The organism is Pseudomonas oryzihabitans (assembly GCF_007665395.1).
In the GTDB taxonomy this organism is placed as follows: Bacteria; Pseudomonadota; Gammaproteobacteria; order Pseudomonadales; family Pseudomonadaceae; genus Chryseomonas; species Chryseomonas psychrotolerans_C.
Genome location: NZ_VDND01000003.1, coordinates 173,844 through 195,437, shown reverse-complemented (window position 1 = coordinate 195,437; position 21,594 = coordinate 173,844). Strand labels below are relative to the sequence as shown.

Annotated in this window: 14 protein-coding genes and 2 pseudogenes; 9 read left to right on the top strand and 7 right to left on the bottom strand. The window is 68.1% G+C overall.

The window, feature by feature from the left end:
* Positions 1-371: 371 nt before the first annotated feature.
* Positions 372-1,808 (bottom strand): dihydrolipoyl dehydrogenase, encoded by a 1,437-nt coding sequence (locus FSV73_RS08420; protein WP_145006677.1) that lies wholly within the window; start codon positions 1,806-1,808, stop codon positions 372-374.
* A gap of 235 nt (positions 1,809-2,043) precedes the next feature.
* On the opposite strand from FSV73_RS08420, the gene FSV73_RS08415 reads away from it, so the two are divergent.
* Together FSV73_RS08415 and FSV73_RS08410 are read left to right on the top strand one after the other, a co-directional pair.
* Positions 2,044-2,550, top strand: coding sequence for a hypothetical protein (locus FSV73_RS08415; RefSeq protein ID WP_145006674.1), 507 nt, complete (start codon positions 2,044-2,046; stop codon positions 2,548-2,550).
* A 353-nt stretch (positions 2,551-2,903) separates the two neighbouring features.
* Positions 2,904-3,956: an acyltransferase family protein gene (locus FSV73_RS08410; protein ID WP_145006671.1), complete on the top strand. Its 1,053-nt coding sequence runs from the start codon at positions 2,904-2,906 to the stop codon at positions 3,954-3,956.
* Positions 3,957-3,975: 19 nt separating this feature from the next.
* Here FSV73_RS08410 and crcB read toward each other — a convergent pair whose 3' ends face one another.
* Together crcB and nhaA are read right to left on the bottom strand one after the other, a co-directional pair.
* The gene (gene crcB / locus FSV73_RS08405; RefSeq protein ID WP_145006669.1) at positions 3,976-4,353 is read right to left on the bottom strand and encodes a fluoride efflux transporter CrcB; all 378 of its coding nucleotides are present in this window, start codon (positions 4,351-4,353) and stop codon (positions 3,976-3,978) included.
* A 12-nt stretch (positions 4,354-4,365) separates the two neighbouring features.
* On the bottom strand, positions 4,366-5,535 hold the full coding sequence (gene nhaA, locus FSV73_RS08400; RefSeq protein ID WP_145006667.1) for a Na+/H+ antiporter NhaA: 1,170 nt from the start codon (positions 5,533-5,535) through the stop codon (positions 4,366-4,368).
* Positions 5,536-5,757: 222 nt separating this feature from the next.
* Here nhaA and FSV73_RS08395 point away from each other — a divergent pair, with 222 nt between their 5' ends.
* The 5 genes and pseudogenes from FSV73_RS08395 (at position 5,758) to FSV73_RS08375 (ending at position 9,539) form a co-directional block, all read left to right on the top strand.
* Positions 5,758-6,927: an HPP family protein gene (locus FSV73_RS08395; RefSeq protein ID WP_186309189.1), complete on the top strand. Its 1,170-nt coding sequence runs from the start codon at positions 5,758-5,760 to the stop codon at positions 6,925-6,927.
* A gap of 174 nt (positions 6,928-7,101) precedes the next feature.
* Positions 7,102-7,533 carry a DUF4398 domain-containing protein gene (locus FSV73_RS08390; protein ID WP_145006664.1) on the top strand — a complete coding sequence of 144 codons (432 nt, stop codon included), beginning with the start codon at positions 7,102-7,104 and terminating at the stop codon, positions 7,531-7,533.
* Between the two features lie 30 nt (positions 7,534-7,563).
* Positions 7,564-7,947 (top strand): annotated as a pseudogene (locus tag FSV73_RS08385) (DUF4398 domain-containing protein); the annotation flags it as partial.
* Positions 7,948-8,053: 106 nt separating this feature from the next.
* A complete protein-coding gene (locus FSV73_RS08380; RefSeq protein WP_145006659.1) occupies positions 8,054-9,061 on the top strand; it encodes a zinc-dependent alcohol dehydrogenase family protein in 1,008 nt (335 codons plus the stop codon).
* Positions 9,062-9,146: 85 nt separating this feature from the next.
* Positions 9,147-9,539: a response regulator gene (locus FSV73_RS08375; RefSeq protein WP_145006656.1), complete on the top strand. Its 393-nt coding sequence runs from the start codon at positions 9,147-9,149 to the stop codon at positions 9,537-9,539.
* On the opposite strand, the gene FSV73_RS08370 is transcribed toward FSV73_RS08375, so the two are convergent.
* Complete coding sequence (locus FSV73_RS08370; RefSeq protein WP_145006653.1) at positions 9,536-9,919, bottom strand: response regulator; 384 nt, start codon at positions 9,917-9,919, stop codon at positions 9,536-9,538. The two genes, FSV73_RS08375 and FSV73_RS08370, sit on opposite strands and share 4 nt — an antisense overlap.
* A gap of 246 nt (positions 9,920-10,165) precedes the next feature.
* Here FSV73_RS08370 and FSV73_RS26065 point away from each other — a divergent pair.
* Positions 10,166-11,512: pseudogene (locus FSV73_RS26065) on the top strand (PAS domain S-box protein); the annotation flags it as partial.
* Between the two features lie 66 nt (positions 11,513-11,578).
* On the top strand, positions 11,579-13,507 hold the full coding sequence (locus FSV73_RS26060; protein WP_437179271.1) for a PAS domain-containing protein: 1,929 nt from the start codon (positions 11,579-11,581) through the stop codon (positions 13,505-13,507).
* Between the two features lie 796 nt (positions 13,508-14,303).
* Here the strand turns inward: FSV73_RS26060 and prpF are convergent.
* The 3 genes from prpF to FSV73_RS08350 all read right to left on the bottom strand — a co-directional run bounded on the left by prpF (position 14,304) and on the right by FSV73_RS08350 (position 20,674).
* The gene (gene prpF, locus FSV73_RS08360) at positions 14,304-15,452 is read right to left on the bottom strand and encodes a 2-methylaconitate cis-trans isomerase PrpF (RefSeq protein ID WP_145006647.1); all 1,149 of its coding nucleotides are present in this window, start codon (positions 15,450-15,452) and stop codon (positions 14,304-14,306) included.
* A gap of 98 nt (positions 15,453-15,550) precedes the next feature.
* On the bottom strand, positions 15,551-16,441 hold the full coding sequence (gene yghX / locus FSV73_RS08355) for a YghX family hydrolase (RefSeq protein WP_145006644.1): 891 nt from the start codon (positions 16,439-16,441) through the stop codon (positions 15,551-15,553).
* Between the two features lie 114 nt (positions 16,442-16,555).
* A complete protein-coding gene (locus FSV73_RS08350; protein WP_145006641.1) occupies positions 16,556-20,674 on the bottom strand; it encodes a CheR family methyltransferase in 4,119 nt (1,372 codons plus the stop codon).
* Positions 20,675-21,594 lie beyond the last annotated feature (920 nt).

Genomic DNA, 21,594 nt, shown 5'->3' with positions numbered 1-21,594 from the left:
CATGCTCCGCCGGGGATTCCTTGATGGGGCGTGAAGCTCATGGCGCGGGGATAAGGCTGCGCCGTTATCCACCCTACCCAGGATTTCATTTCCACTCGGGACAGCACCTCTCCCGCGTGTGGAAGAAGGGAGAAGCGGCTGAGTGAAGGCGTAGCGCGGAAAACGGCGCAGCCCTTTCCACTCGGGACAGCCCCCTCTCCCGCGTGCGGGAGAGGGTTGGGGTGAGGGTAGACGCGGCTAAGGAAGCCGTAGCGTGGAAAACGGCGTTGCCTTTTCCACTCTTGGCGCCCGACGAATTCTGTTGTTGGGCTTTGCTTCGCTCAGCGCCAACCTACGAAAACCACCCTACGACGCTCCGCACCAACGGCGCCTCAGGCGCCGGAGGGTGAGCCCTGGTCGCGGTCTTCGCGCAGGCTGCTGTGGGCCGCCTGGCAGATCTCGCGCAGGCCGGTCTTGAGGCCCTCTTCCAGGGTCGGGTGGTAGAAGGGCAGGTCGAGCAGCGAGCTGGCGGTTTCGCCATGGGTCAGCGCCAGTACCAGCAGGTGGCCGATGTGGTCCATGCCGGGGCCGACCATGGCGGCGCCGGTGAGCTTGCCGGTACCCGGCTCGGCGTAGAACCGGGCGATACCCTGGTTACGTGCCTCGACCCGGGCGCGACCCTGGTCGTGATAGGAAGAGGTGCCGATCAGGCTGCCCTGGTCCGGTGGGCTGCCCAGCACGGCCACCGGCGGATCGGTGAAGATCAGGGAAAACCGCGGTGATCTCTGGGTGGCCCGGACGTCGGGATAGCAGGCGGCGTTGCGTCCGGCGATGGCGCCCTCATCGGATGCCTCGTGGAGGATGGGCCGGTCGTGGTCGGTATCGCCCGCGATGAAGATCGACGAGGAACCGCACTGCAGGGTCTGGGGGTCGTAGACCGGCGTGCCGTGGTCATCCAGTTCGATGCCGGTGGTTTCCAGCCCCAGTCCCTTCAGCCGCGGCGGACGCCCGGCCGCGACCAGCACGTAGTCGAAATCGCCCTCCCCCGTGGCGGCGCCGGACCAGGACAGCCGTACCCCATCACCTGCACGGCGGGCATCCACGTCCACGTTCAGATAAAGCTTCAGGTCGCACTCCAGGATCTTGCGCAGCTCGGCCTTCACCTCGGCATCCTCGAGTGCGCCAAGGCCATCGTCCTGGCCAAACAGGGTCACGGCCACGCCCAGGCGCGCCATGGCCTGGGCCAGTTCCAGGCCGACCGGCCCGGTGCCGATCACCGCCAGGGAGCGCGGCAGGTCGGGCAGCTCGAACAGGGTGTCGTTGGTGAGCGAGCGGTCACCGAGGCTGGCGAAGGGCTCGGGCACCAGCGGATAGGAGCCGGTGGCGATGATCACATTGCGGGCCCGGATGCGCCGGCCATCGCTCAGCTGCAACAGATCCGCCGCCAGGAAGCGCGCGGTAGCCTGCTGCGCCACCCCGTCGGGCAGTTTCGCGAAGCCCTCCTTGGTTGCCGCGACGAAATGGTCACGCTCGCGCCTGACCCGGGCCATGACGGCGGCACCGTCGACCCGTACCTGGCCCACCTCGATGCCGAAGGTACCCGCGCGCTGCACGGCGTGATGGGCCTCGCCCGCCACGATCATCAGCTTGGAAGGCATGCAGCCCACCGAGGCACAGGTGGTACCGGCCCAGCGGTCGTCGATCAGCAGGGTCCGGGCACCGCGCCGACGGGCTGCCCGTTCGGCGGCGAGGCCTGCGGTTCCCGCGCCAATGACGGCGACGTCGCACTGCAGATCCGGGGTGGTCGTACGGGCTGCTGGATCACTCATCACATCACCTGACGTTTCGGAAGGGTCAACCCGACTCGCGCCAGGGCTCTAGCTAGGGACCCCAAGCGAAGCGTCCGGGTTGCATTCTCAACCCGTGACCCACTTCGACAAAAATCCGACACCTTTTGTCAGGAGCGTCAAATTACACGCCACTCGTCACCTTATACTGGCACTCTGGAACCATTGAGGCGCCATATCCTCAATTAGCCAACTTAAATGGACGCAGGGCACTCACATGGAACGTGACATCAGCAAGATCCCGCTCATCAACGATTGGTCCTACCTGATCGCCCTGGAAACCGGCCTGTTCACCCGTGGTGAACTCAGCGGCGCGGTGCTCAAGGCCCTCAACGACCAGGCCCGCCTGCTGTCCCGTCGCTACCTGGTGCAGAAGTCCAAGCTGGACGTGCGCAAGCTGTCGCCAGCCGAGACCGAGATCCTCGATACCCTGAGCGATACCGCCGCCAGCCTGCGCCGCCGCCAGCGCCTGCCCCACAACATCGTCAAGAGCCTGAGGGCCGGTGGCCTGATCGCCGCAGTCGAGCGCAGCGTCTGTGCCTCGGGTGTCCTGCAGTGCCACAACGGCTTCTATGAAGACGGCCTGGAGCCCGGTGCCTTCGAGCGCATCGTGATGAGCCATCCGCAGGAATTCGGCGATCACGCCCGCCAGAGCGCCGCGCTCTATTTCGCCCAGGAACACCCGCAAGAGCTGCACGAGCAGCCGCTGCAGGCCAGCGCCTGATGCGCGGGACGCAGGCAGCGCACGTGGCGGCCGGGAGGCCCCAGACCACGTCCGCCTGCCTGCGCCCGGCGCCCCTGGCGGCCTTCACCCCAGCGCTTTCCCGGAACCCCTGGCGCATGACGCCCGTCCTCGTCCCGCTCAGCCCCCCATAGCGCCCCCTGCCCTCGCCGGCTGGCCGATCCCCGCGGATCGCGCCGGCTGTCGCCCCCGCGCTGCCGGCCCGTCCGGCGGCGACCTTTGCCCATGCCCGTCCACCCGACGGGCGCCCTGCCGATGCCGTGCGCGTCGCCGCTCGCCTGGAGTCCGCTCCCGAGCGGTCGCCCTGGCATGGGCCACGGCTGCGAGGAGCAGACATGACCACTCCCCACGTCCCCCACGGACGCAACAACTTCGATTTCCTGAGATTCGCCGCGGCCTCCACCGTGGTCATCGGCCACGGCTTCTGGCTGTCGGGGCATATCGGCGCCGAGCCGATCCGCCACTTCACCGGCTTCACCGACGCGGCCAGCATCGCCGTCTATGTGTTCTTCGTGATCAGCGGCTTTCTGATCACCGCCTCCTTCCAGCGCAGTCGCAATCCGCTGGACTTTCTCGCCAAGCGGGCCTTGCGGATCTTTCCGGCGCTGATCGTCTCGGTGCTCTTCTCGGTACTGGTGGTGGGCTGGCTCGCCACCAGCCGGGAGACGGGCGCCTATTTCAGCGACCGCCAGACCCTGGGCTTCTTCAAGAACATCCTGCTGGTGACGCGCTTCGAGTTGCCCGGAGTGTTCACCGGCAACCCCTTTCCCGACACGGTGAACGGCAGCTACTGGACCCTGCCCTACGAGGTGTTCATGTACCTCTCGGTGCTGATCATCGGCGTGCTGGGGCTGCTGACCCGCTCGGTGGTGATGGCCACCCTGGTGGTGCTGGTGCTCGGCAACTTCCTACTGCTGCCGCAGATGGGCATCGCCAGCTTCGTGCTGCACAAGGTGTTCAGCCTGGGGATGTTCTTCTTCGCCGGCGCCCTGCTGCAGCTGGCAGGGCCACGGATACCCTGGCGCCTGGACATCGCCCTGGCGCTCTGCCTGCTGTCGCTGGCGGCCGTCCTCTGGCGGACGCTACCGGTGATCCACCTGCTGTCGCTGGCCTACGTGATCATCTACCTGGCCCAGGTCAGGGTGCCGGTGCTGCATGGCTTCGGCCGCTTCGGCGACTATTCCTACGGCCTCTACCTGTTCAACTTCCCGGTCCAGCAACTGCTCATGCACTGGTTTCCCGACCGCTTCTCGCTGGGGGGCTTCCTGGTGGTGAGCTATGCGGTGACCCTGGGCCTGGCGGTGCTCTCCTGGCACCTGATCGAGGCGCCGGCGCTGAGATTCAAGCCGCGCCGCCAGGCCCCGGCCGTGCCCGCCTCGTCCAGCTGAGCCACGGCGGCCGGGCGCCTCAACCGAGGCGGCCGGCCAGGGCGAAGCCAGCCAGGGTCAGCAGCAGTGACCCGAGCACATGGGCGGTGATGGTGAGCGCCGCCCAGCCCAGGCGGCCGCTCTGCAGCAGCCCCACCACCTCGGCGGAAAAGCTCGAGAAGGTGGTGAAGCCGCCGCAGAAGCCGGTCACCAGCAGCAGCTTCCACTGGGCTTCGAGTCCGGGATAGCGGGAAAACAGCCCCAGGGCGAGCCCGATGAAGAAGCCCCCGATCAGGTTCACCAGCAGGGTGCCCAGCGGCAGCAGGGGGAACAGCGCATTGAAGCGCAGCCCCATCCACCAACGGCAGGCGCTACCGATGGCACCGCCGAACATCACCGCGAACAACGCATAGGGCATCTCAGACTCCTCTCAACAACGACGGGCGGCGACGAGAAGCACGGCGATGCCCGCCAGGGCCGACAGCAGCGACCCCAGCAGCACCCCGACCTTCACCTCGTCGACCAGGAAGGGCGCCCCGGGAAAGGCCAGGGCGCCGATGAACAGACTCATGGTAAAGCCAATCCCGCAGAGCAGCGCCACGCCATAGAGCTGTAGCCAGCTGGCGCCCTCCGGCAGCCGCGCCAGGCCACTGCGGATGGCCAGCAGCGCCAGCGCGCCGATACCGAGTTGCTTGCCGAGGAACAGCCCCAGGGTCACGCCCAGGGGCACCGGCTCCAGCAGCTTGTCCAGCGTCATGCCGGCCAGCGAGACCCCGGCATTGGCGAAGCCGAACAGGGGCACGATGAGGAAGGCCACCCAGGAGTGCAGCGCGGACTCCAGCCGCAGCAGTGGCGAGGCGTCCTCGGCCGCGGTATCACTCAGTGGAATGAACAGCGCCAGGATCACCCCGGCCAGGGTCGCATGGATCCCCGAATGCAGCAGGCAGAACCACAGCAGCGCCCCGACCAGCAGATAGGGCGCCAGCGCGGTGACCCCGAGGCGATTGAGCACGAACAGCAGTCCCACCAGCCCGGCCGCCGCCAGCAGCAGGGTGCTGGAGAGCGCGCCGGTGTAGAACAGTGCGATGATCAGCACCGCGCCGAGGTCGTCGAGGATCGCCAGCGCCGAGAGAAACACCTTGAGCGACGCCGGTACCCGCGAGCCCAGTAGCGAAAGCACCCCGAGGGCGAAGGCGATGTCGGTGGCGGCGGGAATGGCCCAGCCCGAGAGGGTCTGGGGATCGTGGCGATTGACCAGGGCATAGAGCAGCGCCGGCACCGCCATGCCGCCCAGGGCCGCCAGGCCCGGCAAGGCGCGATCGCCCCAGCGGGCCAGCTGGCCGACCGCCATCTCGCGCTTGATCTCCAGGCCCACCAGCAGGAAGAACAGCGCCATCAGGCCATCGTTGATCCAGTGGCCGACGGACAGGCCAGCGACCTCGGCATGCAGGCTGGTGAAATAGGTATCCGCCAGCGGCGAGTTGGCGACGCCGAGGGCGATGGCCGCGGCGACCATCAGCACGATGCCGCCGGCGGCCTCGGCCGCGCAGAAGGTGTTGAGCAGGGCCAGGGCTTTGGCCGGGGAAAGGGGCAGGGACATGGACAGCCGTACTCCGCGCGGCGGCCCGACCTGCGCTCCGTTCAACCTGTCCTACCGCACCAGCGCGGCGACACCCAGCCCGCGATGGTACTACGGCCCCGGCAGAAAATCCCGCGCCGCTCTGGACCGGGAATCCAGCGCCGGCGCGCCGTGCACGGTCTTGCCAGCCAGGGACGCAAGGAGGACGATCAGCGCCCGTTCTGCCCACCCGCTGCCTTGCCCATGCCCCAGGAACCGCTCACGCCACCGCCCCCAGCCACCCTCTTCACCCGTCTCGGCCAGGGCCTGCGGTCCTTCTGGCCGGCCGCCCTGCCCATCGACGGCCGCGAGCGGCTGCGCGCCAGCGTCGGCGCCGGACTCGGCATCCTGCTGGTGGCCCTGCTGGCCGCCTGGTGGCTGGAGGGCCAGCCGGTGCACCAGCATGGCGCCCTGGCGCTGGCCCTGGTGGCCCCGCTGGGTGCCAGCGCCGTGCTGGTGTTCGCCCTGCCCTCCAGCCCCCTGGCGCAACCCTGGTCGGTGGTGGGCGGCAACACCCTCTCGGCGCTGATCGGCATCGCCTGCGCGCTGTGGATTCCCGAGGCCAACCTGGCCGCCGCGGTGGCCGTCGCCCTCGCCATCGCCGCCATGTTCGCCCTGCGCTGCCTGCACCCGCCCGGCGGTGCCTCGGCCCTGCTGATGGTGCTCATCGGCGCCCAGGAGTTCAGCTACGCCTGGACGCCAGTGGCGGTGGATTCGCTGCTGCTGGTCAGCGCGGGGCTGCTCTACAACAACCTGACCCGTCGCCCCTGGCCCCATGTGCCGCGACCGGCGGAGCCGAGCGGCGAGACGCGGCTGCAGCGCGCCGACCTGGACGCCGTGCTGGCGCGCTACAACCAGGTGCTGGACATCAGCCGCGACGACCTCGCCGCCTTGCTCGAGCAGGTGGAGGCCCGTGCCTACCAGCGCAAGATGGGCGAATTGCGCTGCGCCGACGTCATGAGCCGGGAACCGGTGGTGGCCCGCGCCGAGATGCCGCTGCAGCAGGCCTGGGCGCTGATGCGCGCCCGGCGCATCAAGGCGCTGCCGGTGGTGGATCGCCAGGGCTATCTGCTGGGCATCGTCACCGTCGCCGACTTCATGCGGCAGATCGACCTGGATGTCCACGAAGGCCTCGGCTGGCGGTTGCGCTCGCTGGTCCGGCCGCGGGAGCGCCAGGGCGAGCGCACCGTGGGCCTCATCATGACCCGCACCGTGCGGGTGGCCAGCGCCGACCGCCTGCTGCTCGACCTGGTACCGGTGTTCTCCGAGAACGGCCACCGGCACATCCCCATCATCGACGGTTCGCGCCGCCTGGTGGGCATCATCACCCAGTCGGATCTGATCCGGGCGCTGTACCAGGCGGTGCGGGCCTGATTCGCCGTGCAGGCATCCCGGCTGGCTGCGGTGGCGCCGCGGCGGTCGCCAGGATCGTCGCCCCCTTCCTGATCAGCCAAACCGCCCTCGGCGGCTCTGCAGCGAACCTCGCGGCGTTTTCGCCGTCTCAAGGGCACTGTCGCCCATTCCGGGCGACCTGCCAGGAATGTTCGGATGAAAACCGGTCCCTCTCGTGCATCCCCGTTCGCCGCGCCCCGGGCGCTGCTCGCCAGCCTGGTCCTGGGCGGCGGCCTGCTGCTGGCGGGTTGCGCCGGCACCCCGCCCACCGCGCAGATGGCCGTGACCCAGTCGGCCGTCAACGAAGCCGTCAGCTCCGGTGGCAACCAGTTCGCCCCCATCGAGACCAAGTCCGCCCAGGACAAGTGGACCGAGGCCCAGGCGGCGCTGTCCAACGAGAAATACGACGACGCCAAGCGCCTGGCCGAGCAGGCCGAATGGGATGCCCGCCTGGCGACCCGCAAGACCCAGGCCGCCAAGGCCGCCGCGGCGCTGCAGGATGCCCAGAACAGCATCCAGCAGATCCGCGAGGAAGGTCAGATCAACCTCCAGCTGCAACAGAATCTACAGAAAAAGGTGCAGCAGTAAGGCTGCCCGCTCTCTCGAAGGACGATACCCATGCGTAAACGTTTTCTGCTTCCCGTACTGTCGGCGCTGACCCTCACCCTGGCCGCCTGCGCCACCCCGCCCAATCCCAACCTGGAGAAGGCGCGCAACGATTACTCCGCCCTGGAATCCCAGCCGCAGGCCACCCAGCTGGCGGCGCTGGAAACCAAGGACGCGGGTGCCTGGCTGGCCAAGGCCGACAAGGCCTACAAGGACGGTGAGAACGAGCAGACCGTCGACCAGCTGGCCTACCTGACCCAACAACGCATCCAGACCGCCATGCAGACCATCAAGCTGCGGATGGCCGAAGCCGAGCTGAAGAAGGTCGACGCCGAGCGCGGCGAAGCCCGCCTGAATACCCGCACCCAGCAGCTGCAGCAATTGCAGAAGGCCATCAAGTAAGGCCCGACGGGCGCGGGTCCCGCCCGGGAATCCTGCGCCCGTCGCCGTGGTCCTCTACAGACCCGCGAGCTCCGGCTCGCCATCACTCTGGAGGATTGCCATGAATGCCATACGCCTACGCAAACCCGGTGGACTGGACCAGCTGGAACACGTCGAGCTGCCCGACCCGGGCCAGCCCGGTGCCGGCGAGATCCGCGTGCGGATCAAGGCCAGCTCGCTGAATTTCCATGACCTGGGCGTGGTGCTCGGCAAGATGCCCACCGCCGATGGCCGCATTCCCATGTCCGATGGTGCCGGGGTGGTCGAGGCCGTCGGGGCGGGAGTCAGCGACTTCGCCGTGGGCGATCACGTGGTGTCCACCTTCTTCCCCGACTGGCTCGAGGGCGAACCGTCGATCGACGACTTCTCCACCACCCCCGGCGACGGGGTCGATGGCTTCGCCTGCGAGGTGGTGGTGCGCCCGGCCACCGCCTTCACCCGGGCGCCCCAGGGCTACAGCCATGCCGAAGCGGCCACCCTGACCACCGCCGGACTCACCGCCTGGCGCGCCCTGGTGGTGGACGGCAATCTCAAGGCCGGCGACAGCGTGCTGGTCATGGGCACCGGTGGCGTCTCGATCTTCGCCCTGCAGATCGCCAAGGCCATGGGCGCCACGGTGATCGCCACCTCGTCCTCGGACGAGAAGCTGCAGCGGGCCTACGCCCTGGGCGCCGATCACCTGATCAACTACCGTAGCGAACCGGAATGGGGCGCCAAGGTGCAGGCCATCACCGGGGGGCGGGGCGTCGACATCGTGGTGGAAGTGGGCGGGCCGGCGACCCTCGCGCAGTCCATCCAGGCGGCCCGCATCCATGGCCACCTCGCCTTGATCGGCGTGCTCACCGGAATCGAGGGGCAGGTGCCCACGGCCAACCTGATGCGCCGCCACCAGCGCCTGCAGGGGCTGATCGTCGGCAGCCGGCGCCACCAGCAGGACATGATCCGCGCCCTGGAAAGCACCGGGATTAAGCCGGTGATCGACCGGAGCTATCCGCTGCGCGAGATCGCCCAGGCCTTCGCCTTCCAGAAGGACGGCAGCCACTTCGGCAAGATCGTGCTGGATATCTGACAATCGTCAGACGAATGCAGAGCCGCGTCCCAGGCGGCTCTGCTAGACTGCCGGAACCTCTGCCTCGTGCGTTCCGGACGTCCCGATGACCTCGCCCACCGCTCCTCCCTATGCCGTCGTCATCGAAGACAACGCGCTGCTCGGCGACCTGCTCGGCAGTCATCTCGAAGACCGGCTGAGCTGGACCTGCATGCGCTTCGACAATGCCGACGACGCCCTGGTACACCTGCTGCAGCAACAGCAGGCGCCCGCGCTGGTCATCACCGACCACCTAATGCCCGGTCAGCTGCGCGGCGGCGAACTGGCGCAGATGCTGCTCCAGCGCTGGCCCACGCTGCCGCTGGTGATCACCTCGGGCTATGGCTACGAGATCACCACGGCGCTGCCGCCCCAGGTGATCTTCCTGCAGAAGCCCTGGACGCTCGACGAGGTGGATTCGGCGGTCCGCCTGGCCCAGGCCAGGCCCGTCGCCGATTAGAGGCCGAGCTGACCGCAGGCCTTGAGCAGCTGGTCGATGCTCCAGGGCTTGGGCAGGAACAGCGCCCGCTCTTCGCGTTCGGCGTACTGTTGCCCGGTGTAGCCGGAGGACACCAGGATCGGCAACTGGGGAAAGCGCTGGCGCACCTGCCTGGCCAGGGCGAGGCCATCCAGCCGACCGGGCATGCGTACGTCGGTGAACAGCAGATCGGGCGGCAGGGGATCCGCCTCCAACCAGCTCCAGGCGGCATCGGCGGTCTCGAACGACTGGACGGCATAGCCTTCCATTTCGAACACCTCCGTTGCCAGCGATCTCAGGACGGGATCGTCCTCGACGACCAGCACGGTGGTAACGGCAGTGGAAGAAACGGCATCGGTCATGGGAACGCTACTTCATTAGTACGACTAATAGGACCGAATTTACTCGAATTGGATCACAACACTCGGATGGACGGCTGATCGCTTCGAATCAGCACTTGTCAGATGCCGGGAAGGCTACTTAATTCCCGGCTGGTCGGAAAAAGTTGCCGATGAAGCCCTGGCCATGGTCGAACGCTACTGCCCTGGGTCACGCTGGACATCTCGCCGATCTCCTCCCCGCCCCACTGCTCACCTTCGAACGACTCCATGGCTGACCCTGATCTGTCCCCCGCCGAACTCCAGGCAGAAGTACGCCGACTCCGCGCCGCCCTCGCGCAATCCAGCCCCTTGCCACCGCAGGATGCCCAGCGGCGCCTGGCGATCTTCGATGGCGCCATCGATTTCGCCATGGTCGTGCTCGACCTCGGCGGCATCGTCACCGACTGGAACAGCGGTGCCGAACGCCTGCTGGGCTGGACCGCGGAGGAGATGTGCGGCCATGACGTGGAGCGTTTCTTCACCCCGGAAGACAATCGCGCCGGCAGGGCCGCGCTGGAAATGCGCCTGGCCCGGGAAGAGGGTCGCGCCGAGGACGAGCGCTGGCACCTGCACCGCGACGGCTCGCGCTTCTGGGCCAGCGGCGAGATGCATCCGCTGCACGACGATGCCGGGCGCCATGCCGGCTATGTGAAGATCCTGCGCGACCGCACCCCCCAGCATCTGGCCGGCGAGGCACTGCGGGAGAGCGAGCGTCATCTCAACGAGGTCCAGCAGCGCCTGGTCGAGAGCGAGCGCTACTGGCGCGGCCTGTTCGAGCAGCTCGAGGAGGGCTTCATCCTCGGCACCATCCTGCGCGACGAGCAGGGCCGCGGTCGCGATTGGCGCTACGACCAGGTCAATCGCGCCTGGCTGCAGAATTTCGGCCTTACCAAGGAGCAAACCATCGGCCGTACCGCCCGCGAGATCTTTCCCGAGCTCGAAGACACCTGGGTCGAGGATTTCACCCGGGTGGTCGATACCGGCCAGTCGTTCAGCTACGTCCGGCAGTTCCAGCACGACGGCTGCTGGTACGAAGGCCACGCCCACAAGGCCGGCCCGGACAGCTTCCTGGTGCTGTTCCTGGAGGTCACCGAGCGCGAGCTGGCGGCCCAGGCCAAGCGCAGCGAGGAACGCTATCGCCTGGCGCTGCTGGAACTCGGCGAGCGCTTCGGCCAGTTGAGCGACATCGACGCCATCACCGAGGTCGCCTGCGCCACCCTGGGCACTACGCTTGACGCCCACCTCGTAGGCTACGGCCTGGTGGATGCCGAGGCCGAGACCATCAGCATCGAGCGGGACTGGACGATTCCCGGGGCGCGGAGCCTGGTCGGCACCCTGCATTTCCGCGATTACGGCAGCTACATAGAAGACTTCAAGCGCGGCGAGACGGTGATCATCCAAGACGTCCGCGAGGACCCTCGGACCCGCGACCATCTCGCGGCACTGGAAGGCCTGGACACCCGCGCCTTCATCAATACCCCGCTGTTCGAGCACGGCCGCTTCATCGCCCTGCTGTACGTCAGCTCCAGTACCGCGCGCCAGTGGACCCCGCGGGAGCTGCAGTTCATCCGCGAAGTCGCCAACCGCACCCGCTCGGCCACCGCGCGCCTGGCCGCCGAGCAGGCCCTGCGCGACAGTGAGGTGAATCTGCGGCTGGTCGCCGATACCCTGCCCTGCCTGATCGCCTTCGTCGATCGCGAGCTGGTCTATCGCTTCGTCAACGCCGAGGCGCCCAAGTGGTTCAGGGATGCGCCGGAGAGCATCCTGGGTCGCGGCATGGCCGAGGTCTTTTCGCCGACGCTGTTCGCCGCGCGCCACCACGCCATCCAGGCCGCCCTGGAAGGCACCCCGGCGCGGCTCGACCTGCCCTGGGCCTGGCCCGATGGGCGGCGGCGCATCGCCGACATCCACTATCGCCCACGGCGGGATGCCCGGGGCGTGGTGGACGGTTTCTATGTGTTCGCCCAGGACGTCACCGCCCAACGGGATGCCCAGGCACTGATCCAGGCGCAGAATCTCAGCCTCAGCCAGGAGGTCCAGGCGCGTACCGTGGAACGGGATCGGCTGTGGGCGCAGAGCGAAGACCTGCTGCTGACCGCCGACTTCGCCGGACGCCTGCTGCGGGTCAGTCCGTCCTGGTCGCGCCGCCTGGGCTATTCCGAGGCCGAGCTGCTCAGCCGGCCCTATACCGAACTCATCCATCAGGACGACCTGCCCACGGTCATGGCCGCGCTCGACGAATTGCGTCGCAGCGGCCTGCCGGCGCGCCTGGAAAATCGCGTCCAGGCGGCCGATGGCGGCTGGCACTGGCTGTCCTGGACGCTCTCGCTGGAGCCTGACCAGGAACACCTCACCGGTGCCGCGCGCGATGTGACCCGCGAGCGGGAAGCCAGGGACACCCAGGCGCTGCTGGAGGAACAGCTGCGCCAGTCGCAGAAGATGGAAGCGGTCGGTCAACTCACCGGTGGCCTGGCCCACGACTTCAACAACCTGCTGGCGGGCATCGTCGGCAGCCTGGATCTGCTCACGGTACGGATCGGCCAGGGTCGGCTGAACAATCTCGAGCGCTACACCACGGCGGCCCAGGGCGCCGCCATGCGCGCCGCGGCCCTGACCCATCGACTGCTGGCCTTTTCCCGCCGGCAGACGCTGGATCCCAAGCCGACCGACATCAATCGCCTGGTCGCCGGCATGGAAGACCTGATTCGCCGCACGGTGGGTCCGGCCATCCAGATCGAGGTGGTGGCCGCCAGCGATCTCTGGCCGACCCTGGTCGATCCACCGCAACTGGAAAACGCCCTGCTCAACCTCTGCATCAATGCCCGCGACGCCATGCCCGAGGGCGGGCGCATCTATATCGAGACCGGCAATCGCGTCCTCGACCCGCGCATGGGCCTGATGCGCGACCTGGAGCCCGGCGAGTACATCACCCTGAACGTGACGGACACCGGCTGCGGCATGCCGCCCGAGGTGATCGCCAAGGCCTTCGATCCCTTCTTCACCACCAAGCCCATCGGCGTGGGGACCGGGCTCGGCCTGTCGATGATCTATGGTTTCGTCCGCCAGTCCGGCGGCCAGGCGCGGATCCACTCCCAGGTCGACCAGGGCACCAGCGTCACGCTGTTCCTGCCACGTCATCGCGAGGCGGCCGACACGGCAGACGCGACCAGCACCCAACCGATGCTGCCGCGGGTCGGTCATGGCGAGACGGTCCTGGTGGTGGACGACGAGCCCACCGTGCGCATGCTGGTGGTCGAGGTGCTCGAAGAGCTCGGCTACGCCGCCCTGGAAGCCGCCGATGCCAGCGCCGGCCTGCGGCTGCTGGAGTCCGACGTCCGCATCGACCTGCTGGTCAGCGACGTCGGCCTACCTGGCGGCATGAACGGCCGGCAGATGGCCGACGCCGCACGCCAGCGCCGCCCGACGCTCAAGGTGCTGTTCATCACCGGCTACGCCGAGAATGCCGTGGTCGGCAACGGCCACCTGGAGCCGGGCATGCACGTGATGACCAAGCCCTTCGCCATGGACGCCCTGGCGGTACGCATCCGCGACCTGATCGAAGGGACCTGAGGCTAGCTTCCGAGCGGATCACCCCTCACCCCAGCCCTCTCCCGGAGGGAGAGGGGGCGCTTGGGACGCCCTGGGTGTATAACGGCGCAGCCTTGTCCGCGACGGGAACCAGGGCTTGCCCAGTGGAAAACGCTGCGCGGTTTTCCACGCTACGGGGCGCGGCCAAGGTGCACGAACCACGACCCGCGCCGGACTCCATCGCCCCCTCTCCCTCCGGGAGAGGGCTGGGGTGAGGGCTGAGGTGCGCCAGGGCAACCCCGCTGTTGGGCTTCGCTGCGCTCAACCCAACCTACACGAATGACCTCGACCCTAGGGTAGATAACGGCGCAGCCTTATCCACGACGGGAACCGGGGTTTGCCCAGTGGAAAACGCTACGCAGTTTCTACGCTACGAGGCGCGGCCAAGGTGCACGAACCACAACCCGCGCCGGACTCCATCGCCCCCTCTCCCCCTGGGAGAGGGCTGGGGTGAGGGCTGAGGTGCGCCGGGGTATCTCCGCTGTTGGGCTTCGCTGCGCTCAACCCAACCTACGCGAGCGCTCTCGACCCTAGGGTGAATAACGGCGCAGCCTGGTCCACGATTGGAACCGGGGCCTGCACAGTAGAAAACGCTGCGCGGTTTTCCACGCTACGCCAGGACACCGACTGGATCGCGGCCATGGGCCGCTCCTACGGGAAGCGGTCGCGCCGGACTCGACCGCCCCCTCTCCCCCTGGGAAAGGGGTGGGGTGAGGGTTGAGATGCGCCAGGGTATTCCCGCTGTTGGGATTCGCTGCGCTCGACCCGACCTACACGGCTACCCCTCGGCGGGTACCCGCACCCAGCCTTCCATGAGGCGGCGGGCGCTGCGGCTCATGATGGCCTTTTCCACCTGCCAGCTGCCCGCCACCGCCCGGGCCTGGGCGCCGACGGCCAGGGTGCCGGCGGTATGGCCCATGCGCACCTGGCGGCCGCCCAGGTCGCCGGTCAGCTGGTTGACCAGGGTCCCCGGCAGCGCCGCGGCCACCGCCACGGCGACCGCGCCGGTGCCGGGGATGGCGTGGTGCAGCTTGCCCATGGAGATCATCCGGGCGATGAGGTCGAGTTCCCCGGCTTGCACCTGCTTGCCACCGGCCACCCGGTAGGTCCGTGGCGGGGCGATCAGGCACAGCTTGGGCGTGTGCGGGCGCTCCGCCGTGGCCTGGGCCGCCGTCTCGGCCAGGCCCATGGCCACCGCGCCCGCCGCGCGCAGGGCTTCCAGGCGCTCCAGCAGGGGCGCGTCACCATTGACCTGCGCCTGGGTCTCGGTGCCGCTCAGGCCCAGCGTCTCGGCACGCACGAAGAGGGTCGGATTGCCGGCGTTGAGCAGGGTCACCGGCAGCCGGCCCAGGCCGGCCACCTCCAGGTCGTCGATCGCCCGTCCCGAGGGCAGCACACTGCCATCGCTGCCGGTGGGATCGAGAAATTCGAGCACCACCTCGGCGGCGGGAAAGGCCACGCCGTCGAAGCGGAAGTCGCCCTCCTCCTGGACCTCGCCGTCCACCATGGGCACCCGCGCGAGGATGCGCTTGCCCAGGTTGGCCTGCCAGATGCGTACCGTGGCCAGGCCGTCACGGGGCGCCTGCACCAGGCCCTCGCTGATGGCGAAGGGGCCGACGGCGGCGCTGAGATTGCCGCAGTTGCCCGACCAGTCGATCACCGGCACCTCGATGGCGGGGGCGCCGAACAGGTAGTCGACGTCGCAGTCCGGCCGGCAGGAAGGGGCGATCACCACCACCTTGCTGGTGCTGGAGGTGGCGCCGCCCATGCCGTCGATCTGCTTGCCATAGGGGTCGGGGCTACCGATGACCCGCAGCAGCAGGGCATCGCGGGCCGGGCCGGCGGGTGGCAGGTCGCGGGCGTGGAAGAACACGCCCTTGCTGGAGCCACCACGCATGTATACGGCGGGGATACGGTGTTGCGGCATGGTGGGTCTCCTCAGCCCAGTTGGTGGAAAAATACGGCGCACAGCAAGGCAGGCGCCCCGCACAGCCATCCAGGGGCTGCGCCGGGGCGCCGACGCGCTCAGCTCAGGTAGCGGCCGAACCAGGCCAGGGTGCGCTCCCAGGCCAGCTTGGCGGCGGCTTCGTCGTAGCGCGGGGTGGAATCGTTGTGGAAGCCGTGGGTGGTGCCGGGGTAGCTGTGCACCTCGAAGGTCTTGCCGGCGGCCTTGAGCGCCGCTTCGTAGGCGGCGGCGCCCTCGTCGATGCGCGGATCGTTCTCGGCGTAATGGATCAGCAGCGGCGCCCTGATCTGGGCCACCTCTTCCGCGCGCGGCTGACGCCCGTAGAAAGGCACCGCCGCCGCCAGTTCGGGATAGGCCACGGCCGCCGCATTGGCCACCCCGCCGCCATAGCAGAAGCCGGTGATGCCGACCTTGCCAGTGCTGAATTCATGACTCGTCAGGGTTTCCACAGCGGCGAAGAAGTCGTTCATCAGTTTTTGCGGATCGACCTGCTGCTGCAGCTCGCGGCCCTTGTCGTCATTGCCGGGATAGCCGCCCATGGAGGTCAGGCCATCCGGCGCCAGGGCCAGGTAGCCGGCCTTGGCCAGGCGCCGCGCCACGTCTTCGATATAGGGATTGAGCCCGCGATTCTCGTGCGCCACCACCACCGCCGGCACCTTGCCGCTGGCCTTGGCCGGGCGCACCAGGTAGCCACGCACCCGCCCGTGGCCCCGGGGCGAGGGATAGTAGACGTACTCGGCGACGATGTCCGGGTCGGTGAATTCCACCTGGGTCGCCAGGGCGTAGTTGGGGCTCAGGGCCGCCAGCACACCGGTGGCCGACAGCCCCAGGACCGCGGCGCAGGCGCCGGCGCGGTCGAGGAAGTCGCGCCGGCTGATGCGACCGTGGACATAGAAATCATAGAGTTCGAGCAGTTCGGGCGAGAAATCCTTGGCGGTGAGACGGGTCATCGCGGCGCTCCTCTGGCGGGAAACGGGGTGTCCGACCCGGATGGGCCGGCGCCCCGCTGACTGCCGAGTGTGCCGCTAATCGTCTGACTATGCCACTGTCACTCCCGCCCTACCCTAGGTCGACGCGCACAACTCGTGCAGCACCGCGATCAGGGCCTCGAAGCTGACCGGTTTGTTGAGATGGCGAGCGAAACCGGCTGCCCGCGCCTTGTCGATGTCCAGCCGGGTGCCATAGCCGGACAGCGCCACCGCCGGCGTGCCGACATTGCGATCACCCGCCCGTACCTGGCGCAGGAATTCGTGACCGTCCATCTCCGGCATGCCGATGTCGGAGAGGATGACGTCGAAATCCTGCGCCTGGGCCAGTGCCAGGCCGCTCTGGGAATTGGTGGCCGCGGTGACCAGCACCCCCTCTTCCTCGAGCAGCAGCTGCAGGGTCTCGACGATGTCGGGAGAATCGTCCACCAGCAGCGCCCGCAGCCCGGCGATGGATTGACCGTCCGCCCGGGCTTCGGGCGGATGCCGGCGCTCGTCGGCGCACAGGGGCAGCCAGACACTGAAGCGCGCGCCCTGGCCGAGCCCCGCGGAATGGGCCTCGATCCGCCCGCCGTGGGCCTCCACCAACTGCTTGACCAATGCCAGGCCGATGCCCAGGCCGTGCTGGGCGCGGGCGGTGTACTTCATTTCCGCCTGGCCGAACATCTCGAACACCCGCGGCAGGAAGTCGGGGTCGATGCCCTGCCCGGTATCCGTGACATCCAGCCGTGCCTCGGCCGCGTCGACGCCCAGGCTGATCTCCACCTGGCCACCGGCGGGGGTGAACTTGATGGCGTTGTTGAGCAGGTTCCAGACGATCTGGCCGATGCGGGTGGCATCCGCCTGGACGTACAGCGGCGCCTCCGGCAGCCGTGGGCAGCTGACCTGCACCTCGCCCGCCAGCGGCCGGATCACCTCGGCGATCTCACGCAGTTGCTGGACCAGGTCGAGACTCTGGCGCTCCAGCTTGAGCTTGCCGGTACGGATGCGCGACAGGTCGAGCAGGTCGTCGATGATCTGCGCCTGGCTGCGCACGGCGCGCTGGATGGCCTCGGTGGCACGGCGCGCCAGGGGCACGTCGCGCAGCACCGGCGAGCGGGTCAGCAGTTCGCTGTTGAGCTGGATCAGATTGAGCGGATGCTTGAGTTCGTGGGACATCACCGCGAAGAACTCGTCCTTGAGCTGACCCAGGGCGCGCTGCTGGGCCTGCTGGGTGGCGGCCTCGCTGGAACGCACGTGGTCGGCGGTGGCATCCCGGGCGATCTTGGCGTAGCCGCGACCACCGTAGGCGTTGCTCATGCGGCTGAGCACACCGGTGCAATACAGGCGACTGCCATCCTTGCGTCTGAGCCAGCGCTCGTTGCTGGCGGCGCCCTGCTCGTCGGCGGTGCGCAGCTCCGCCTCCGGGACCTGGGCGGCGACGTCCTCCGGAGTGAAGATCAGGCCGACCGGCTGACCCAGCGCCTCGCGCTCGCTGTAGCCGAACAGCCGGGTCGCCCCGCCGTTCCAGCTGTTGATGATGCCGGTGGCATCCAGGGTGACGATGGCGTAGTCCTGGATGGTCTGGGCCACCAGGCGCATGTTTTCCTCGCCGGCGCGGGCGCGATCCTGGGCCAGGCGGCGCTCGGTGATGTCGATGAAGGTCAGCACCGCGCCTTCGATGCGATCCTCGGCGGTGCGATAGGGCAGCAACCGCGCCAGGTACCAGCGCTCGTCATGGCTGTGGACTTCGCGCTCGATCTGCCCGAGGGACTCGAATACCTGGTTGGCGTCGGTGGCCAGCTCCGGGTAGTCCAGCCGATGGGTGATGTCGAGCAGCGAACGCCCGGTGTCGCTGACGATGATGTTGAAGATGCTCGCCGCGCGCGGGGTGAATCTCTTGATGCGCATGCCGCGGTCGACGAACACCGTGGCGATGTCGGTGGAGGTGATCAGGTTCTGCAGATCGTCGTTGATCTTCCCGGTTTCCTCGATCTTGGCCTTGAGTTCGTAGTTGACGGTGATCAGTTCCTCGTTGATCGACTGCAACTCTTCCTTGCTGGTCTCCAGCTCCTCGGTGGCCGAGCGCAACTCCTCGTTGATCGCCTGCAATTCCTCGTTGGAGGCCTTGAGCTCCTCGGTGGAGGTCTCGGACTGCTCGATGGTCAGCTGCAGCTGCTCCTTGGTGCGCTGCAATTCGGCTTCCAGCTGGGTGAGGACGCTGTCCTTGGCCTCGGTGTGATCGCTGGGGGAGTCGGTGCTCATGACGTCTTCGACTTCGTCGAAGAGCACCAGCATGTAGTCGGTGCTGGTATCGCTGTCGCGGAAGGGCCGCACCACCATGTTGATGTAGTAGCTGCGGTCGTCGCGCTGGATGTGCACGCGGCGCGCCTCGACGCTCTTGTTGCTCTGCAACGCCTGGAACAGCGCGGTACGCAATTCCAGGCGCAGCTCCTCCAGTACCAGCGCCGGCAGGTTGTAGCTGGGCTCGCCGCCGACATAGCGCAGGAAGCGCCCGGCCCGCTCGGACATGTGCACGATGTTGGATTCGCGGTCGACGATGATGCTCGGCGGCGCGTACTGCTCCAGCACCCGCTGGTGCACCTCGGCGAAGGACACCTTCTTGCGCCGGCCGACCTGATGCGGCGGCAGGCGCACGCTGTGCACCCCCGGATTGAGGTTGAGCAGCGGTGTGGGCCGGACCACGCTGGTGGTGTGCTTGGCGCGATAGATGCGGTTCTTCTTGTCCACCGTGGCGAACAGGTTGCTCTGCACGTCGGCCGACTCGGAACTGCCGAGGAACAGGAAGCCACCCGGCTTGAGGGCGAAATGGAAGGTATGCAGGATCTCGGCCTGCACCTCCCGGTCCAGGTAGATCAGCAGGTTGCGGCAGCTGATCAGATCGAGCCGGGAAAACGGCGGATCGCTGAGCAGGTTGTGCTGGGCGAACAGTACCTTCTCGCGCAGCTCCTTCTTCACCCGGTACTGGTTCTGCTCCTTGAGCAGGTGCTGGCGCAGCCGGGCCGGGGCGACGTCGGTGACGATGGAGCCGGGATAGACGCCATGGCGCGCCATGGCCAGGGCGTGCTCGTCGAGATCGGTGGCGAAGACTTGCAGCCGCGCCCCGGACTGGCGCAGCTCGGCCTGCTCGGTCAGCAACATGGCCAACGAATAGGCCTCTTCGCCGCTGGAGCAGGCGGCGCTCCAGACGCGCAGCTCCTGGTCGTCCTCGTTGACCGGCAGGTGCTCGAACAACTCCGGAATGACATCCCGCTCCAGCGCCTCGAAGGCCTCGCGATCCCGGAAGAAGTTGGTCACGCCGATGAGCATGTCCTTGAGCAGTGCCGGGGTTTCCTCGGGGTGATCGTGGAGGAAGCCGGCGTAGGCCGGCATGTCGGCGATGGTGTTCACCTGCATGCGCCGCTCCACCCGGCGCAGCACCGTGGCGGTCTTGTACTGCTTGAAATTGTGCCCGGTGCGGGTGCGCAGCAGGGTGAGGATGTCACGCAGCGCCAGCTGCATGGCCTTGCTCGAAGCACCCGGCACCCGTGCTTCGAGGTCGATCTGGCGCAACTCCCCCTGGCTCAGGGTGCTGATGGTCGCGGCCAGTTCCAGCAGTTTCTGCGGCATCTCCACCACCGGCAGGACGAAGTCCACGGCACCGGCGGCGATGGCGCTGCTGGGCATGGAGTCGAACTCCGCGTCTTCCGGCGCCTGGGCCAGGGTCACCCCACCCTGCTCCTTGACCCGTCCCAACCCCACGGCGCCGTCGGCACCATTGCCGGACAGGACGATGCCGATGGCGTGGGTCCGGTGGACATCGGCCAGGGCCCGGAAGAACAGGTCCACCGCGACGTGATCGCCCTGGGGCCGCTCTGCCGGGGTCAGGCGCAGATAGCCATCGTTCATGGTCAGATCGTGGGCGGGCGGTATCACATAGACGTGCTCGGCCTGGATGGGTACCGGCTGGGTGACTTGCTGCACCGGCAGCCGGGTCACCCGCTGCAGGATCTGGTCGAGGCTGCTCTGGTGTTCCCGCGACAGGTGCATCACCACCACGAAGGCCATGCCGCAATCGGCCGGCAGGGCTTCGAAGAAGCGCAACAGTGCCTGGATACCGCCAGCGGAAGCCCCGATCCCCACCACCGGAAACGGCAGGTCGCTGGGGGTCAGGTGTTTGGAATTGTTGGGTCTGGCCACATCCGCCTGTTTGCTCATCTATCCGCCGTCTGAAAATCCAAGAAATCGTGATTGCCGCGCTTGCCACGGCTCAGGCCGTCCATCCCTTGCGCGCGGAAACGACGCCAAGCTCCCCAGTATAACGAGCGCTCGCCAGGAGGCGGACCTCACGCTGCAGAGAGGCGACCTAGCCGACGTTTGCCCCTTTTGAATCGGACTGATGGCGCGGCGGCGAGTGCGAGCGAAGCGTGAGCCAGGCCGGGCCGGCGACAGCGGCCTCGGGTACAGGTGCCGGGAGCGACGCTGCGGTGGATGAGGCTGCGCCGTCATTCACCCTATGCAGGACCCCGCGCCCCGACCGCCCCCTCTCCCGCCTGCGGGAGAGGGCTGGGGTGAGGGTGCTCTGGAGCGGCCCACCAGCCCTTGCCGAGCGAGACCGGTGGACGAGACCGCGCCGTCATCGACCTGCGCCAAACCTTACCCCGCGCCCCGACCGCCCCCTCTCCCGCCTGCGGGAGAGGGCTGGGGTGAGGGTGCTCTGGAGCGGCCCGCCAATGGGGCTTCAGTCTCCCGCCCGGACCAGTTGCCGTTCGAGCCACGTGAGAACGGCAGCCAGCCGCGGAGCGAAGTCGGTCGCGGTAGCCTGGGGCTGCAGGGCTTCCCGGTAGAAGAAGTCCAGGGCCGGGCGTTGCTCGGGATGGCGCCTGAGGGCACGCGCCCGATGGTCCTCCAGACTCCACGGCCAACCGGTCTCTTCCGGCCGGCGCAGCAGGTAGCGCGCGCAGCAGGCGCCGCGCGGCCTCGCGCTGAAGGCTCAGGCGTTCGCTGGTCACCGCGCTGTGGGCGATCAGCGGAACGAAGCCGCGGAGCAGCGGCAGTACCTCGCCATTCACCGCCCGGACGATGGCGAGCTCGGGCGTGAAGGGCGCGAAACGGCGCGCCAGGTCCTCACCCCACAG